Source organism: Enterococcus sp. DIV0187 (assembly GCF_051713785.1).
In the GTDB taxonomy this organism is placed as follows: Bacteria; Bacillota; Bacilli; order Lactobacillales; family Enterococcaceae; genus Enterococcus_A; species Enterococcus_A avium.
In genome coordinates, this window is record NZ_JBIOQO010000001.1 from 787751 (window position 1) to 806070 (window position 18320).

The window sequence follows — 18320 nt, forward strand, 5'->3', positions numbered from 1 at the left end:
TTTCTATCAAGGAGCTTCATTGCTCTTAAATTTTGGGAGCACCTCGTTGTGCTAGTTCGATTATATGGTAGTTTGAAAGGGCTGTCAATGCTTTTATAAAATCTCTTGAATGATCGTTTCGATGTCCTGGAGAGATGGCACAACAGGATTTGTTTTTGTGCAAGCATCATTTATTGCTGCTTCGGCAATTGCTGGTATTACTTGTTCAACCTCTCTCTTTTCAAGGCCAAATTCTGAGAGTGTTGCTGGCATTTTTAAGCTGTTCCGCAACTGAATAATTTGACGAATCAGCGTGTTCACACCCATACGCGGATTGTTTGTTGATGCACCTAAGCATTTAGCTAGTTTCAAATATTTCATTGCTGCACGATTTTGGAGATGTCCTGACTCATTTAAATCAGCATTGAAGTGAATCACACTAGGTAATAAAATCCCGTTGACTCGACCATGAGGAATGTGTAAGCGAGCACCCGCGGCGTGAGCAATCCCGTGATTGATTCCTAATGATGTTTGATTAAAGGCGATACCAGCTAAACAAGATGCAAGATGCATCATTTCTCTTGCCTGTCGATCCTCACCATTTTTGTGGGCCCTTTCCAAATATTTAAAAACAAGTTTGACAGCTTTTTCACAATAAGCATCGGATAAAACAGTGGACTTGATCGAAACATAGGATTCGAGGATATGAGTTAAGACATCCATTCCTGTATCCGCAGTGATTGCAGGTGGGACGCCCATGACCAAGTTCGTATCTAAAATGGCGATATCCGGCTGAATTTCATCAGTAACTAGAGGAAATTTCGTTCCTCTTTCAGGAATCGTGATGATTGAAAAATTTGTTACCTCTGACCCCGTTCCGCTTGTCGTAGGGACAGCAATTAATTGATCAATCTTGTTTGTTAGTATTCGATTGGCAAAATACTTCATGGCTTTTGCTGCATCAATTGCCGATCCTCCGCCAATGGTCAATATAATGTCTGCTTGGAAATCAACGATTTGCTTCAATCCACTGACAATCTTTTCAACTGGCGGATCTGGGACGATATCACTAAATATCAAGTAGTCGTTATGATCAATGTGGCGAACGATTTCATTGATCTGGTCATTTTCGATCAAAAAAGGATCTGCTACTAAAAAGATTCGTCTATTTTTCAGCTCTTTAAGCCCCTCAAGAACCTCTGAACCCAGCCAGATCGTTGTCTTAAAATGGATTTTTTGCATACTATTCCTCCTTAAATAAAAAAGACACTCCAAACAATCATTCATTGTCTGGAGCGTCATTGCTCTGCATCATTACTACCTTGTAAAGACTGGTTATTTAATTATAAAAATTTCAATAAAAGGGAGTCAGCAGTACATCCTTGTACCTGTAATCTCTTTCCGCTTTGAAAGACCAGCCCATTCCCATTACTGTACAGCAATGTACAATAAAACGGTTAAAACAGTTATCTTATTTTAGTTGGGCTGGATCTTTTATCTTAACAAGGGTTTGTAAAGAAAACATCCTGCTTTGCAACGAAACAGCATGCCCGCTAATGAAAAGAATAAAAAGATCTGACTACAAAGCATGCGCTGCTTCTCACAGTGGCGGCACCGTACCAGATTTACACTGGTTTCCATTTATCCTTTTCATAAAATAACTATTGTTGACCTACAGATAAAATAGCATAATTCGTAAGCGAATACAATCTATAAGCCCGTACTTTTAATCTTATGGAAAACTTTTTCACCACGCTCGTAAAAGACGTCCTCTTGTTTTTCCCGCGCATTGATGACTCTCGCCAGTGCGTAAAAATAATCGGACAGACGGTTAATAAAAATGACAATTTCACTATTTAAGCTAGATGTCCAGCTTAAGGTCACTATAGATCTCTCTGCTCTGCGGGTGATTGTTCTGGCGACATGGAGCATACTTGCAGTTGTTGTTCCGCCAGGTAGAATGAAACGTTCAATTTCCGGAGCTTCATCGGTGTAGCGATCAATTCTTTCTTCTAGCCAGCAAGAACTTCCGGAATACAGGCGTCCTTCAGTTCTGGTACTTTCTGGTGTTGCTAAATCTGTTCCCAGATCAAAAAGCATTTGCTGAATTTCTTGTAGTTCTTTTTTGATTTGTGTGTCTTGGGTTTCTGAAATAATAAAGCCGATCCATGAATTTAATTCATCGATTGTTCCATAGCTTTCTACCCGATCGGAATCCTTTGCGACCTGAGCACCACCAACTAACTTTGTCATACCCTTATCGCCTGTCTTTGTATAGATTCGCATGCTATCCTCTCCTTTTTTTAAATTGTTAGACAGTCATCGTTTGTTTTAACGGTTGAGAATTTTCGCTGTTTATTTCTTTGCGAAAGCTAGAAGGAGATTTTGAAGTGATGTCCCTAAAGCTTTTGCAAAAATAGCTTGTTTGTGAGAAGCCGACACGTCGGGCAATTTCATCGATGCTCAAGTTTGAATGACGGAGAAACTCTTTGGCTTTGATTACTCGTTGGTATTTTAAATAGGTTATAAAATTCATCCCTAGTTCCTTTTTAAAAAGCTTGCTGAAATAGTACTGACTTAGATACACCTTGTTTGCGACCTCTTCTAGACAAATTTTTCGATGAAGATTTTTTTCGATATACTTTACTGCATTGATAATTTCTGTTTTTTTAGGAAACATCTCGATCATTTCATTGGCGTCTCTTAACTGTCCAACATCGATTTTTCGTTTAGGGTTCGAATTTGTTAAGGTACTTTGCGCAAGGCTGACAAATAGTTCGATAATTTTTTCCAATCTTTCTGCTGAAAAATAGGTTGTCATCCTCAATTCTTCAGAAACATTACTAGATTGATTTTTTTCAATCAGATGGCGATTCTGTGCCTCCGCCAACCGTCCAATAATGAGATATCCGACTAAAATATTGTTGATATAAACTGGCAAGGGAACATGAGTAAAGCCTGCATGGCAAAGATACTTGTTGATGCTTCTTCTTTTTATGGGATAAATCATCTGATGCATTTGGCAATTTTCACAGGCGGCTTTTTCTTTAGCAGTTGATTGGATCATTTCACATAGGCTATGACTTTCGGGAATCTCTGACTGTTGATACCCATTGATATCAGTAATAAAAAAACAAACACCGACCGCTAACGAATAATCCTTCATCAATTTAAATAACTGCGGCTCCTTTTCCTCACTTAATATGAAATAGCTCTTACTCATGCTTCCATCCCTTTCTGAAAAAGACAAAAAGAGACCTAGTATCAACAATTTTTGTTGAATACTAAGCCTCTTTGCTTATTTAATTAAATCCTCTATGATTTAACTTATTTAATTTTTTAACGTACTGCCTTTCAAGTGAACACTTCACTACGTTGTAAAGTGCTTTCAAGAACTTAACAATATTATATACTAAATAGAGGAAATCAGCTAGAGAAAATATATTAAATAACAATATTTAAATTTTGTTAGTTTAACCAGTTCTCAGGATCTTTCCGCCATTTTTTTAACAGCTCAAGCTGTTCCTGATTGATGTAATTTTCTTGTAAGGCACTTTCAATCAAGGTTGAATAGTTTGTTAAAGTGGTTAATGGTGTGTTAGCCTCTTCGAAATTTTTCTTGCCCTTATCTAGTTCGTAGGTGAAGATTGCTGCAACTCCTAAGACATCTGCGCCTTCGCGTTTTGCTGCGGCAGCAGCTTCCAGCACACTTCCGCCAGTTGAGATTAAGTCTTCGATTACGACCATCTTCTGGCCTTCAGTAATTCGGCCTTCGATTTGATTGCCGCGTCCATGGTCTTTGGCTTTACTGCGGATATAAACCATTGGTAAATCTAGAATTTCTGCTACCCAAGCAGCATGAGGAATCCCAGCCGTTGCTGTTCCGGCAATCACTTCTACGTTAGGAAATTCTTCTTTGATTTTTGCGGCTAAGCCTTGCGCGATGGCACGGCGTACTTCTGGATAGCTCATGGTTACACGGTTATCACAGTAAATAGGTGATTTGAGTCCGCTTGCCCAAGTAAAAGGCTCGTCGGGACTTAAGGAGACTGCTTCGATTGATAATAAGTCTTTGGCGATTTGTTCTGCGATCATTTATGCTTCACCATTCCATTCTTTTTTGATTTGTAAGTAACTTTCATAAGGATTTTCAGCTTGCGTGATAGGTCTTCCGACCACGATATAATTTGAGCCGATCTCACGAGCTTTAGCCGGTGTCATTACGCGTTTTTGGTCGCCAACGCTGGCCCCTTGCGGACGAATTCCCGGTGTTAAGCAGATAAAAGTATCATTTGTCGCGTGATGGATTTTTTCTACTTCATGGGCCGAACAAACAACGCCCTCTAATCCAGCTTTTTCTGCACATTTTGCGTAGTGCAGCACGCTTTCTTGCAGACTGACTTCAATTAGCTGATCCTCATGCATTTGTTCTTCGCTGGTAGAGGTTAATTGGGTAACAGCGATTAATTCAGGAATTATTTGACCCTCTTTTGTTCCTTCAGTCAACCCTTGCTTCGCCGCTTGCATCATTTCCACACCGCCGGCTGCGTGAACATTCGTGATTTTCACGCCCATCTTTGCGATCCCCCGCATTGCTTTTTGTACGGTATTAGGAATGTCGTGAAGCTTCAAATCAAGGAAAATGTCATGTCCTTGATTACGTAGAAAATTAACGATTGCTGGTCCTTCTTGATAAAAAAGTTCCATCCCGATTTTCACGAATAGTTTTTCACTGATGGGAAAATGGGTTAAAAAGGTTTCAATTTCCTGTTTTGAAGCGAAGTCAAAAGCAATAATCGGTCGATTTTCCATTAGAACCCTCCTCTAGTCTCTTGTCTTAGCTGCTCCAAAGATTCGATCCCAAGCTCTGCCATTCTGATCGGCAGCTCGTCGATTAGTTTTGGACAAATATATGGATCGGTAAAGTTGGCTGTACCAACTGCTACCGCACTTGCTCCGGCCATAAACATTTCTAAAACATCATCAACGGTTTGCACGCCGCCCATGCCGATGATCGGTAGTTCACTGACTGCTGCTACTTGATTGATCAGACGGATTGCGACTGGTTTGATGGCTGGTCCGGATAAGCCGCCGGTTCTATTTGCTAAGATTGGTTGGCGCGTTTTTAAGTCGATCCGCATGCCAAGTAAGGTATTGATCATAGTGAAACCATCAGCTCCGCCTTTTTCAATGGCCTTTGCGATCGGTACGATATCGGTCACGTTGGGACTTAATTTGACATAGACCGGAACTGTTGCGACTTCTTTGACTGCTTTTGTTAATCGATAAGCAACCTCTGGGTCGGTCCCAAAAGCGATTCCGCCGTGTTTTACATTTGGGCATGAAATATTTAATTCAATTGCTTTGACGTTTGGTGCATTACCGATTTTAGCGCAGACTTCGACGTAATCTTCTTCGCAGGCACCTGCCACATTGGCGATAATTGGCAGTTCCTGGTACTTTTCTAAACTTGGTAAGATCTCTTCTAATACGACATCCATGCCGGGATTTTGCAGGCCGATGGCGTTTAGCATCCCGCTTGGTGTTTCCGCTACGCGCGGTGTTGCATTACCAAAGCGTTCCTTTGGTGTAGTCGCCTTAATCATGATGGCGCCTAATTGATTCAAATCATAGTAATCCGCATACTCCTTGCCAAATCCGAAGCATCCGCTTGCTGGCATAATCGGATTCTTCAGGTCTAATCCGGGTAACTTCACTGCAATACTCATTAAAAGATGACCTCCCCTGCTTGGAAAACGGGCCCGTCTTCACATACTTTGACACTCTTGTTTTCATCCTCAGGTACATGGCAGACGCAAGCATAGCAGGCGCCCATCCCGCAAGCCATGCGGGATTCTAATGAAAGCTGCACATTGGCGACTTCACTGTACAATTGTTCGACTGTTTTTAAAAGACCGTTATTGCCGCAAGCAAAAACTGCATCTGGTTGACGTTCTTCTGCCAGCAATAAATTACCGACATTGCCTTGAATCCCAAGTGTTCCGTCATCTGTCGAAAAACGGGTTTCTCCTAGGGCTTGAAATTCATCCGCATAATAAACCACCTCTTGGGTCCCAAAACCCAGAAAATGAATCACCTTCACGCCCTTTGCCTTCAGCTCTTTTGAAAGTTGATAAAGCGGCGGTACGCCGATACCCCCACCAACGATAAAGGCAGTATCTCCAGCGTTTAGGCTGTCAATTTCAAAGCCATGGCCTAGTGGTCCCATCACATCTAGCTGATCTCCGGCCGACATTTCAGAAAAATATCTGGTTCCATCTCCTTCAACACGATAAATGATCGTGCAGGTTCCCATAGATTGGTCGTATTGATTAATACTGATCGGACGACGCAATAATAAGTCGCTTCTTGGTACGCGAATATGCAAGAATTGCCCAGGCGTTGACATTTCTTTGACTAATTCTCCGGTTAAAACCAGTTCATAGATTCTCGGAGCTAACTCTTGTTGACGAACAATCGTCATCATTTCCTGCTTCATAACGGCCTCCCTATAAATCGACAGAGTGAAGCATGCTTCACTCTGTGTGAATTAAATTTCTTGAATTGAAAATGCCCGTGATTCCATCACTCTTAAGATGGCATCCGCTGTATCTAAGGATGTGAATAATGGTACACCGTGCTCAACTGCTTCACGGCGAATGATAAAGCCGTCTTCGGATGAATTTTGGCGATTTTTATCGGTCGTATTGATGACCACTTGCGCTTTGCCCGTGCGAATCAACTCAATCACATTGTGATCATCTGATTCAGAGATTTTCGCGATTCGTTCCGCACTTAAGCCATTTTCTTCTAAGAAATTGGCTGTTCCATCTGTCGCAACTAAGCTGTAGCCGACATCCTTGAAGCGTTTGGCTAAATCTAAAGCTTCGTCCTTGTTTTCATCGGCTACTGTAAACAAGACTGCGCCGAAATCTGGTAAATGTAATCCAGATGCTGCGAAGGCTTTATACAGAGCTTTTGCTAAATTACTATCGGTTCCCATGACTTCGCCTGTTGATTTCATTTCAGGTCCTAAGTAGGTATCGACCTTTTGCAGCTTCGTGAAGCTGAAGACTGGTGCTTTAACGTGAACCATGTCGCTTTCAGGATAAAGTCCATCTTCATAGCCAAGCTCCTTCAGGCTTTGGCCTAAGATTGCTTTTGTTGCGATCTGTGCCATCGGAATATTCGTGATTTTACTCAAGAATGGCACCGTTCGACTCGCACGAGGATTGACTTCGATGACAAAGACTTCATCGTTATGGATAACGAACTGGATGTTCATCATGCCGATGCAGTTCATCCCTAATGCTAACCGGCGTGTATAATCTTCAATCGTTGCCTTCAACTCATCGGAGAAGGTTTGTGGCGGATAGACCGCCATCGAATCGCCTGAGTGAACCCCTGCGCGTTCGATATGTTCCATAATTCCTGGGATCAAGACGGTTTCGCCGTCACAGATGGCATCTACTTCACATTCCTTACCGACTAAATAGCTGTCGACTAAAACAGGATGTTCAGGAGAGGCTTTGACCGCGTGGGCCATATAGTCTTCCAAATCGGATTGGTTTTCAACGATTTCCATCGCCCGTCCGCCTAAGACATAGCTTGGACGAACCAAGACTGGATAACCGATTCTTTCAGCGATTTTAACTGCTTCTACCGCGCTCGTTGCTGTATCACCTGGCGGTTGCGGAATGGATAGACTTTTCAGCACTTGTTCGAACTGATCACGGTCTTCCGCGCGGTCTAAATCTTCGATGGTTGTTCCTAAAATTTTAACCCCGTTATTAACTAAAGGTTCAGCAAGATTAATCGCGGTTTGTCCACCGAATTGGACGATCACGCCAATCGGTTGTTCTAACTCGATCACGTTCATCACATCTTCAAGGGTTAACGGCTCGAAATAGAGCTTGTCTGAGATGGAGAAATCAGTAGAAACAGTTTCTGGATTGCTGTTCATAATGATCGCTTCATAGCCAGCTGCTTGAATTGCCTTTACTGAGTGAACGGTTGCGTAGTCAAACTCCACTCCTTGCCCGATTCGAATCGGACCTGAGCCTAAAACTAGAACAGATTCTTTGTCAGAACGGATACTTTCATTTTCAAATTCGTAGGTACTGTAAAAGTACGGTGTTTGTGATTCAAATTCCGCCGCACAGGTGTCTACCATCTTGTAGACTGGAACGATTTTTTCAGCAGTTCGGAATTCCCGCACTTCATTGGCTGTCATGTCCCAAAGCTGTGCGATCTTCACATCCGCAAAACCATTCTGTTTGGCTTTCTTCAATAGCTCAACATCTTTTTTGTTTTGGGCTAAAGCTGTTTCTAATTCAACAATATGAAGCAGCTTATCTAGGAAGAAGAGATCGACTTTGGTCAACTCATTGATTTCTTCGATTGAATAGCCGCGACGAATTGCTTCGGTTAGATAGAATAAGCGATCATCTTGTGCCTTGACCATTTTTTCAGTTAATTCGTCATCAGTCACTTCGCTTAGTTCTGGTAATTCCGCATGGTAAGTTCCAATTTCTAGTGAGCGAACGGCCTTCAATAATGATTCTTCGATGTTCCGACCGATCGCCATGACTTCACCGGTGGCCTTCATTTGTGTGCCTAAGACACGTTCGCCACTTTCGAATTTATCAAAGGGCCAACGCGGAATTTTGGCAACGACATAATCTAGAGCCGGTTCAAATTCTGCATAGGTCGTTTCTGTTACTGGATTTTTCATTTCATCCAGCGTCAAGCCTACCGCGATTTTTGCTGCCAACTTCGCAATTGGATAACCTGTTGCTTTACTTGCCAAGGCTGATGAGCGAGATACTCGCGGATTTACTTCGATTACATAGTAGTTGAAGCTATGTGGGTCAAGAGCCAGCTGCACATTACAGCCGCCTTCGATTTTCAAGGCGCGAATGATCGATAAGGAAGCATCCCGCAGCATTTGATATTCATAGTCAGATAGCGTCTGGCTTGGCGCGAATACGATAGAATCTCCGGTGTGCACACCAACTGGATCGAAGTTTTCCATGTTACAAACCACGATGGCATTGTCAGCTGAATCCCGCATCACTTCATATTCGATTTCCTTGAAGCCAGCGATTGATTTTTCAATCAAACATTGCGTCGCTGGTGAAAGCTTCAACCCGTTTTCAGCGACAGTCCGAAGCTCTTCTTCGTTGTCACACATCCCGCCGCCAGTTCCACCTAGTGTGAAGGCTGGACGAACGATGATCGGATAACCGATGGTATTGGCGAAGGCTACCGCTTCTTCAACGGTATTCACGATCTCAGATTCAGGAATTGGTTGATTCAATTCTTCCATTAATTGCTTAAACAAGTCGCGGTCCTCTGCTTGATCGATCGCCGACAATTTTGTTCCCAGCAATTCAATTTTTAACTCATCTAAAATGCCTGAATCTGCTAATTCCATTGCCATGTTCAAGCCAGTTTGCCCGCCTAATGTTGGCAGGATCGCATCTGGCAATTCTTTGCGCAGGATGCGAGAAACAAATTCGAGCGTGATTGGTTCGATATAAACACTGTCTGCAATTTCTTTGTCGGTCATGATCGTTGCTGGGTTTGAATTTACCAGAACAACTTCATAGCCTTCTTCTTTTAACGCTAAGCAAGCTTGTGTGCCGGCGTAATCAAATTCCGCGGCTTGTCCGATCACGATAGGTCCAGAACCGATCACCATGATCTTTTTAATATCTGTACGTTTTGGCATTTATGCTTGCTCCTTCCATGCATCCATCATTTCCATAAACTCATCAAATAAATGAACCCCGTCGTGTGGTCCCGGCGCAGCGTCTGGGTGATACTGAACGCTGAAGGCTGGGTAATTCCGATGACGAACCCCTTCAACCGTGCCATCATTGACTTCTACGTGGGTAACCATTAATTTTTCTGGATCAATTGTTTTTTCATCGACTGCAAATCCATGATTCTGTGAAGTAAAATCGATGCGACCGGTAGCGATTTCCCGCACCGGATGATTCAATCCGCGGTGTCCAAACTTCATTTTGTAGGTATCCGCACCGTTGGCTAATGAGAACAGCTGGTGTCCAAGACAAATCCCGAAAATCGGCACTTTTCCTTGAATCTGCTGAATCATTTCGATTGCTTCTGGCACATCTTTGGGATCTCCAGGGCCATTGGTCAACATCACACCATCCGGACAAAGGTCTAAAATCGTTTGAGCATCAGTGTTATAAGGCATCACAGTCAAATTACATTCGCGACGCGACAATTCTCGCAGAATACTGTGTTTTAAGCCGAAGTCGATCACGACCACATTGCGTCCCACACCTGGGCTTGGGTAAGGAGTAACTGTTGAAACTTGTGCAACTTGGTTCGTTGGTAAGACCGTTGCCTTTAGTTGATCAAACGAATGTTCAAACTGATCGGCTGGATCAACAATGCTGCCCTTCATGGTTCCAACGCTGCGTAATTTTTTCGTTAATGCGCGAGTGTCAATTCCGGAAATTCCTGGAATCCCTTTACGCTTCAAAAATTCGTCTAGCGTCATTTGGTTGCGCCAGTTGCTGGCTAAGCGGGCGTGTTCTTTTACGATCACGCCTTTACAGGTGGGTGCGATGGATTCATAATCATCGCGGTTCACGCCATAATTTCCGACCATTGGATAGGTGAAGGTAATGATTTGTCCATTGAAGCTTTGGTCCGTAATCGTTTCTTGATAACCGGTCATACTTGTGGTGAAAACCACTTCGCCGACCACATTTGCTTCGGCGCCGAAGCCTTCCCCTTCAAATACTGTGCCATCTTCTAATATTAAAAGTCTTTTCAACGTCTTAGTCCTCCTTGTTGTATACCAACTGACCATCCACGAAGGTCATCAGTGTCGCACCCTTGACTGGCCAGCCAGTGAAAGGCGTGTTCACTCCTAATGAAGCAAATTTTTTGTCATCGATTTTTTCTTCGTGACTAAGGTCAAATACCGCGATGTCCGCTGGCTGACCAATGTTTAAGGTTCCCACTGTCATTCCGAAAATTTCCGCTGGCTTGACTGCCATCCAATCAATCACTTGTTCTAAAGTAAAGCGTCCTGTTTCAACAAAGTGTGTATAGATTAATTGGAAGGCCGTTTCGCTGCCGACGATTCCGAATGGTGATTTCAAGAAGCTTTGATTTTTTTCTTCGAAGCCGTGAGGCGCATGGTCGGTTGCGATACAGTCGATCGTACCGTCAAGCAAACCTTCGATCAAGGCTTCGCGATCCTCCACTCCGCGTAACGGTGGATTCATTTTCCAGTAGCCGTGATCCTCTGGAATATTTTCATCGACTAAGATCAAGTGATGCGGAGAAACTTCTGCGGTTACGTGCACACCGGCTTTCTTCGCGTCGCGGATGACACGCACACTTTCTTTAGTAGAAACGTGGCAAACATGGTAGTGTACGCCGGTTTCCTCTGCTAAGATCAAGTCTCTAGCGATTTGTGAAGATTCAGTCGCACTTAAAATCCCTGGTAAATCAAGCTTTTCACTGATTTTCCCGTGATGCATTACGCCGCCGAATAATAAGGATTCATCTTCGGTGTGAGCGACTAGCGCCATATTATTTTCCGCGGCTTCCTTCATGGCTAGATACATGGTTCCAGCTGTTTGTACCCCTACTCCGTCATTCGTGAAGGCGAAGGCACCGGCTGCTTTCAAGCCTTTTTGATCGGTTAAGGTTTCGCTGCGAAGTTCCTCTGTAATCGGTGCGTATTGATGGACTTTTACGACTGCATCCTTATCAATGATTGCTTTTACGTCGTTGAATTTTTCAACGGTGTCAGGAACTGGATCAAGATTCGGCATGGCGCAGACTGTTGTGTAGCCGCCGCGAGCTGCCGCCTTTGAGCCATCCTTGATGGTTTCTTTATAAGTAAAGCCTGGTTCTCGTAAATGAACATGAACATCAACTAAACCTGGTGTGATTAATTGATTGTTTGCGTCGTACTCGTGATCAAACGAAATGCCCGAAAAGTCTTTGCCGATACCGGCGATAATCCCGTTCTCTAGCCAAAGGTCACATGCCATTGTTTGATTGTCTTTTGTTACGATCTTTCCATTTTTAATTAATGTTTTCATATTATCTGCCCCTTTACGCTTTTCCATTAAGTACTGCTTCTAAAATAGCCATCCGAATATAGACACCATTGGTCATTTGCGGAACGATTCGTGACTGTAAGCTTTCAACTAAACTGTCTGCAATTTCGACATCGCGATTGACTGGCGCCGGATGCATAATAATCGCTTTTTCTTTCAATTGCTTCCCGCGTTCAATCGTTAAGCCGTATTTTTGATGATATTCTTCCTTTGAAAAGCTTTCCTGTCCATCATGTCGTTCGTGCTGCACTCTTAAGAGCATCATGACATCCACCTCAGGTACAAGCTCATCCAATGGACGATAGGTACCATACACATCAAAGCTTTCGTCATACCATTCTTTCGGTCCAGAAAAATAAACTTCTGCGCCGAGGCGTTTCAACATTTGCATATTAGATTTTGCGACGCGCGAATGGGTAATATCTCCTGCAATCGCGACTTTTAATCCAGCAAAGCGGCCAAACTCTTGATAAATCGTCATTAGGTCAAGCAAACATTGAGTAGGATGCTGCCCACTGCCGTCCCCACCGTTGACGATCGAACATTGAATCGTTTTGCTTTGGATTAATTCATCGTAGTAGTTCTCATCGCTATGGCGAATTACTGCTACATCCACCCCCAATGCCGACATCGTTAATACCGTGTCATAAAGAGTTTCCCCTTTTTGAACCGAGCTGGTTTTGGCGTCAAAATCAATCACATCTAGTCCGAGTTTTTTCTCAGCGACTTCAAAACTTTTATGGGTTCGGGTACTATTTTCAAAGAAAAGATTGGAAACAAAGTATTGGTCCTTGTGGGGTGTCCATCGCGCACCTTGTTTGAACTGCTGCGCTCGACGAATCAGTCCCATCACCTCTTGATCGGTTAAGGCTTCCACCGTCAATAAATGTTTCAGACTGATCTCTTCAGACTGGATGATCATGAAATTTCCTCCTTTAATTCCTAGATAAAATGCTTGGCTGTCTATTTCTCGCTACGTGCCTGCTCCGGCAGGATTAAGTTCAAGATAATTCCTAAGACTGTGGCTAAAGCCATAGCAGATAATGTGAAGGTGCCTGCTTCAAAGACCAATCCGCCAATTCCAATGACTAGGATAGTTGAAGCAATCAATAGATTCTTTTTCTTATCAAAATCAATTTTATTTTCAATTAAAATTTTCAATCCGCTGGCTGCGATGACTCCAAACAAGATGAAGCTGATGCCTGAGATTACCGGCCCTGGGATACTTAAGATCAAGGCGCTGAGTTTGCCGACAAATCCTAATAAGACTGCGAAGATCGCGGCACCGCCGATAACGAACACACTGTGTACGCGGGTGATTGCCAGTACGCCGATGTTTTCTCCGTAACTGGTTACCGGAGGTCCGCCTACTAGGCCTGCGACGATTTGGGCTAAACCATCCCCCATCAAGGTGCGATCCAAACCAGGATTTTCGAAGAAATTGCGCTTCGTTAATTTATTTAATACCATCAAGTGGCCGATGTGTTCAGTCATGGTGACAAAAGCGATTGGCGCCATTGTTGTAATCGCGTTAACGTACAGTTTTGGCTGATAAGTAGCGAATGGCACACTGAACGCTGGCATCGCCAACCATTTTGCATCGATGATCGGTTGATAGTCGATGATGCCGAAGATCATTGCTGTAATGTAGCCGCCAACGATTCCTAACAGAATGGGAATCAATCCCAAAAATCCGGTGAAGAACATATTGAAGAAAATTGTTAAGGCTAAAGTAATCAAAGCAACTAACACATATTTGAAGCTGTATTCGCCGTTGTTATACATGGCATTTTGTGCAGCGTTGCTGGCTAGGCCTAAGCCAATAACCATTACCACTGGTCCAACGACAATCGGCGGTAAGATTTTATCCAGCCAGCCAGAGCCGATTTTTTTAATAATGAAGGAAACGATCAGGTAAACCAAACCGCAGGTCAAAGCCCCTTGGGCAACTGCTGGATAGCCGTCACTTTTCATTAATAATTTCATCGCCGCGATAAAGGCGAAGCTACTACCTAAGTAAGCGGGGATTTTCCCTTTGGTTACCGTTAAGTAAACCAAGGTTCCTAACCCCGAACTTACTAGAGCGATACTTGGATTGATTCCGACTAAGATCGGTACCAAGACGGTCGCACCGAACATGGTGAATAAATGTTGAATACTTAATCCGACCCAGTGGCCTGCACTTGGGCGGTCGTGAATATCTAAAACAACGTCATCATTGTGAAACTCTTGCATTGGATTTCCTCTTTCTAGTGTCTAAATATTTGTCTGATTAGTCTTCTTTTTGAATTAAGATGCGGTCCTGCCCGTCGTTTTCTTCCATTTCAACGACAATTTCCTCCGTCAAGGCTGTTGGGATATTTTTCCCAACATAATCCGCGCGGATTGGCAATTCGCGATGGCCGCGGTCAACTAAGACTGCCAGAGAGATACGGTTTGGACGACCTAAGTCGATGACAGCATCTAGAGCTGCACGAATTGTTCTGCCGGTGAACAAGACATCGTCGACCAAGATTACTTCTTTGCCCTCAATTGAAAAAGGAATATCTGATGAATGTAATTCCGGTTCAGCTTCCGCTACATTCACATCGTCCCGATACAATGTAATATCCAACTCCCCAACCGGGACATCGATGTGCTCCAATTGCTTAAGGCGTTCTGCGATTCTTTGTGCGATAAAAATTCCGCGGGTTTTGATCCCGATCAAGACGATATCCTGAACCCCCTTATTTCGCTCGATGATCTCGTAAGTAATCCGAGTCAACGCTCGTTTCATTGTTACCTCATCTACTACCTCTTTTTTATACATCCTGTCTCCTCCTTATTTGTTTTAATGAATTAATTTTTCAGGGAAAAATTAGTTCGATTCAAATGCCGTATATCATTCAACTAGAGTGTTCACGCGGATGATCGGCTCAGCTTTTGGAACTAGTTTCTCTTCCTAAAGTAAACTGCGAAAAGTTGAACTGACATCCTTATTCGTTTAAATGCCTTTATTTTTCGCAAAAAAAACTCCTACCCGTAGTTAGGTAGGAGGAATGTTATCGACTTCGTCAAAATGATAGTGTTAACCTAGGCGCACCTAGTCTAAATCACTATCTACTTCCTTCTTAGCCTCACGGGACTACTCTTAAAGGATTACTATTTAGTTATTTATTTCTTACTACAGACACTATACTATTCCTGATTTAAGAAATCAATCTTTTTCTTTTAACTGTTTCAAAGTTTTTTTGAAAATTTCTGGCAGCGGTGCTTCAAAGACCATCATCTCGCCTGTCGTAGGGTGTTCAAAGCCCAATAATTTCGCATGCAAAAATTGTCCATTGCCCTTCAAGGTTTTCTTTGGCCCATACAAAGGATCGCCAGCGACTGGATAACCGATGTATTGCATGTGTACTCTAATTTGATGAGTACGCCCCGTTTCTAGCTGTAATTCAATTAACGTGAAGCCTTCAAAACGTTTCAAGACTTCAAAATGTGTCACAGCCGGTTTGCCGTCTTCGATCACGGCCTGCATTTTTCGATTAACTTTTGAACGACCAATTGGTGCTTCGATTCGTCCCTTTTCGTGAGGAATCTCTCCGTGAACTAGCGCCACATATTTTCTTAAAGAGGTTTTATCTTTCAGCTGTTTCGCTAATGCTTCATGGGAGCGGTCATTTTTCGCCACCATCAATAAACCAGAAGTATCCTTATCGATACGGTGGACGATCCCTGGGCGAATCACATCATTGATCGTTGATAGGCTTTTGATTTGATACAATAATCCATTCACCAGCGTACCTTTGGGATGGCCCGCAGATGGATGAACCACCATGCCTTGAGGTTTATTTACCACCACGACATCGTCATCCTCATAGACAATATCCAAATCTAAATTTTCGGGAATAAGATCCAATTCTTCGGGTTCAGGAATCTCGATCAGGATTTTATCTCCAGCATTTACTTTGTAATTTGCCTTGATGACTTTGCCTTCAATGGAAACATGTTGTTCCTTGATCCATTGTTGAATCTGTGAACGAGAATAATCAGCCAGGCGGTCATTCAAGACCTTATCGATCCGCCCGGTTTCTTCTTTTATCATTACTTCAATTTGATTAGTCATTTTTCTTGTCTCTCTCATCTAATAGAATATAAATAAAAATCATAATGACACCTATCACTAAAGCCATGTCAGCGATATTAAAAATTGGAAAATTAATGAAATCAAAACGGAACATATCCACGACATAACCTAAACGGAAACGATCGATGAAATTACCGATGGCCCCAGCTAAAAAGAAGCTCAAGCCTAAGGTCAGCCATTTACTCTCCTGTAAATGTTTGACTAGATAATAAATCACCGCAACTACTGCAACAATCGTGATAACAATAAAAAAGATTTGCTGTCCTTCAAAGAGACTAAACGCGCCTCCGGTATTGCGAATATGGGTTAGTGACAAAATATTTGGAAGGATCGTTTGACTTTCGCCAAAATTATACTGATTGACGATCCACCATTTGAACCATTGGTCGAGCGCGATGATTCCTGCACTTAATAATAAATAAATGACTAACAAGCTTATTGCTCCCCTTCTTGACTATAAATATCTCGCGGCCGAATGATGCCCAACAGGTTGCCATCCGAATGTCCATCTTTGGTAATCAAGATCGCTTCTAAAATGGCTTCTGTCTGAAACATTTTTTCTACCTCAGAAACTTTTGTATCAGCTGAAACAAATTTGAAATTCGTGCGCTTGCCGTTTCCTAACAATAAATCTTCAGCTATACGACCCTTAAGACTAACAGAACCAGATAGACTAGCTTGGGCAAAATAAAACCCAATGGTTCTCAAAGTAATCAAGCCCATAAACTTTCCAGAGTCATAAACCGGAAACTGGGAAAAACGTTTTTCCGTGATGATTTTCATGATTTCTACCAATGGCAAATTTCGTTCAAATCCAGTGACTTTTTTACCAAACCTTGGCAACACCTTTTCTGGACGCAATAAGCTTTCCTCGATTTGTTTAATGCGTGTAACTGCCCAATCATTCGGCTCAGCAATAACAAAATCATCCGCCACTTGATCATGCACAATCGCATTGCGCAATTGTGCCAGCTGCAGCAAATCGTTCTCACTGTCGCCAATTAAGTTATCTCGCCGTTTTGATAAGCGTCTCACCGCTTCACTAAAGCTCATATTCACCGGATTGCCTAATTGTCGCTTTAGTTCCTTTTCAATCCGATTAAAGGTACTCAAAAAAATATCCGCCCGTTCTCCCATTCGACTGCTCCTTATTTCTTACTAATGAAATTTTTTCTTTTGAATCACCTAACTAGATTTTTCAAACGATTTCTGAAAAAATTTTTTTGATTCTAATTCAGGTAAAATTCGATAGCTCCAGTATAAGTGAAAAAAAGCGTGATGGAAAGTCTCAGGTGTGAGGAAAATTAGAAGTGAACATTTAGAGAAGTGTTTGAGGAATAAAGGTAAGTGAAATTTACTTGGTTCGCTGAACGTTACGCAGCTGACTCTCAGCGAAGTTAATAAAACTGTGAAAAATCGGACTCGTCAAATAACCCGCTATTTCAGCAGGTTTAAAAATTTTGATTTTTTTCTTACGCCAACTAAGCCTATTATTGTTGAATGTCCGCTTTATACCAACGTTGGATTTCTGATAAAGCAAACAAAAGTTTTATAAATGCTGTTTTTGTATTTTCTTTAAAATGATTGGTTAGCTTTTCAATCTCTCAATCAATGTAATTTGATTGTCTTCAAGCCAAACATCCTTCAGCTCAGCATTGACGTGCATGCAAGCAATTAGGATCGAAGTCGTCTGTTGATCATTCAATTCTTGAAGATCAATTCCCTTAGGCAGTCCAATTTTTTGGATCAAAATATCTGGTTCTGGTCTTTCTTCTGTAATGATCAGATCCTCTGGAATTCGAATCAATTGTTTTTCGGACGCCGCACTTTTTTCTTGAAGCGTATCTTCATCGTTTCGGTTATCAAAGATTTTTGACTCAGTGGTTTCGACAAATTTTGCTTCAACCGCTTTTTTGAAGAGTCCCACACCGTCTTGGTCAAATAGATCAACGATTGCTAGTTTTCCCAAAGAGGATTTGATTTTTTCTGCTGGCAAGTCACGATTGACGTCTTTGATACTAAAACGATGATAGTTTCCGTTGCTTTTTTCATATTTAACTTGTAATCTTATTCTCGTTTTGCCTATACTCTCCACCCCT

At 42.4% G+C, this 18320-nt stretch carries 17 protein-coding genes and 1 riboswitch; all 17 genes read right to left on the reverse strand.

Features of this window, described 5'->3' with window-relative positions; genetic code table 11:
- Positions 1–93: 93 nt before the first annotated feature.
- The 17 genes from IGI52_RS03835 to IGI52_RS03915 all read right to left on the reverse strand — a co-directional run bounded on the left by IGI52_RS03835 (position 94) and on the right by IGI52_RS03915 (position 18316).
- Positions 94–1221, reverse strand: a complete 1128-nt coding sequence (locus IGI52_RS03835; RefSeq protein ID WP_438780534.1) for a 1-propanol dehydrogenase PduQ — start codon at positions 1219–1221, stop codon at positions 94–96.
- Positions 1222–1495: 274 nt separating this feature from the next.
- Positions 1496–1645, reverse strand: a riboswitch (adenosylcobalamin (AdoCbl) riboswitch).
- A 44-nt stretch (positions 1646–1689) separates the two neighbouring features.
- On the reverse strand, positions 1690–2265 hold the full coding sequence (locus IGI52_RS03840; RefSeq protein ID WP_127979100.1) for a cob(I)yrinic acid a,c-diamide adenosyltransferase: 576 nt from the start codon (positions 2263–2265) through the stop codon (positions 1690–1692).
- Between the two features lie 25 nt (positions 2266–2290).
- Complete coding sequence (locus IGI52_RS03845) at positions 2291–3202, reverse strand: helix-turn-helix domain-containing protein (RefSeq protein ID WP_438780535.1); 912 nt, start codon at positions 3200–3202, stop codon at positions 2291–2293.
- 245 nt (positions 3203–3447) lie between these two features.
- Positions 3448–4074: an orotate phosphoribosyltransferase gene (pyrE, locus tag IGI52_RS03850; protein ID WP_438780536.1), complete on the reverse strand. Its 627-nt coding sequence runs from the start codon at positions 4072–4074 to the stop codon at positions 3448–3450.
- A complete protein-coding gene (pyrF, locus tag IGI52_RS03855; RefSeq protein ID WP_438780537.1) occupies positions 4075–4791 on the reverse strand; it encodes an orotidine-5'-phosphate decarboxylase in 717 nt (238 codons plus the stop codon).
- Entirely contained in the window at positions 4791–5708 is a 918-nt protein-coding gene (locus tag IGI52_RS03860) for a dihydroorotate dehydrogenase (protein ID WP_438780538.1), read from the reverse strand. Before IGI52_RS03860 ends, pyrF begins: the two co-directional genes overlap by 1 nt.
- The gene (locus IGI52_RS03865) at positions 5708–6496 is read right to left on the reverse strand and encodes a dihydroorotate dehydrogenase electron transfer subunit (RefSeq protein WP_370448000.1); all 789 of its coding nucleotides are present in this window, start codon (positions 6494–6496) and stop codon (positions 5708–5710) included. The genes IGI52_RS03860 and IGI52_RS03865 overlap by 1 nt, the downstream gene beginning before the upstream one ends.
- A gap of 33 nt (positions 6497–6529) precedes the next feature.
- A complete protein-coding gene (carB, locus tag IGI52_RS03870; RefSeq protein WP_438780539.1) occupies positions 6530–9712 on the reverse strand; it encodes a carbamoyl-phosphate synthase large subunit in 3183 nt (1060 codons plus the stop codon).
- On the reverse strand, positions 9713–10792 hold the full coding sequence (locus tag IGI52_RS03875) for a carbamoyl phosphate synthase small subunit (protein ID WP_016180209.1): 1080 nt from the start codon (positions 10790–10792) through the stop codon (positions 9713–9715).
- Between the two features lie 4 nt (positions 10793–10796).
- Positions 10797–12077: a dihydroorotase gene (locus tag IGI52_RS03880; RefSeq protein ID WP_102872711.1), complete on the reverse strand. Its 1281-nt coding sequence runs from the start codon at positions 12075–12077 to the stop codon at positions 10797–10799.
- A gap of 13 nt (positions 12078–12090) precedes the next feature.
- Complete coding sequence (locus IGI52_RS03885) at positions 12091–13017, reverse strand: aspartate carbamoyltransferase catalytic subunit (protein WP_016180207.1); 927 nt, start codon at positions 13015–13017, stop codon at positions 12091–12093.
- 41 nt (positions 13018–13058) lie between these two features.
- On the reverse strand, positions 13059–14330 hold the full coding sequence (locus IGI52_RS03890) for a solute carrier family 23 protein (RefSeq protein WP_016180206.1): 1272 nt from the start codon (positions 14328–14330) through the stop codon (positions 13059–13061).
- 37 nt (positions 14331–14367) lie between these two features.
- Entirely contained in the window at positions 14368–14904 is a 537-nt protein-coding gene (gene pyrR / locus IGI52_RS03895) for a bifunctional pyr operon transcriptional regulator/uracil phosphoribosyltransferase PyrR (RefSeq protein ID WP_016180205.1), read from the reverse strand.
- Between the two features lie 387 nt (positions 14905–15291).
- Positions 15292–16200 (reverse strand): RluA family pseudouridine synthase, encoded by a 909-nt coding sequence (locus tag IGI52_RS03900; RefSeq protein WP_216407352.1) that lies wholly within the window; start codon positions 16198–16200, stop codon positions 15292–15294.
- A complete protein-coding gene (lspA, locus tag IGI52_RS03905; RefSeq protein WP_176674613.1) occupies positions 16193–16654 on the reverse strand; it encodes a signal peptidase II in 462 nt (153 codons plus the stop codon). Before lspA ends, IGI52_RS03900 begins: the two co-directional genes overlap by 8 nt.
- A 2-nt stretch (positions 16655–16656) precedes the next feature.
- On the reverse strand, positions 16657–17358 hold the full coding sequence (locus IGI52_RS03910; protein WP_016180202.1) for a CBS domain-containing protein: 702 nt from the start codon (positions 17356–17358) through the stop codon (positions 16657–16659).
- A 451-nt stretch (positions 17359–17809) separates the two neighbouring features.
- Complete coding sequence (locus IGI52_RS03915) at positions 17810–18316, reverse strand: DUF2922 family protein (protein WP_118368028.1); 507 nt, start codon at positions 18314–18316, stop codon at positions 17810–17812.
- Between the last annotated feature and the right edge of the window lie 4 nt (positions 18317–18320).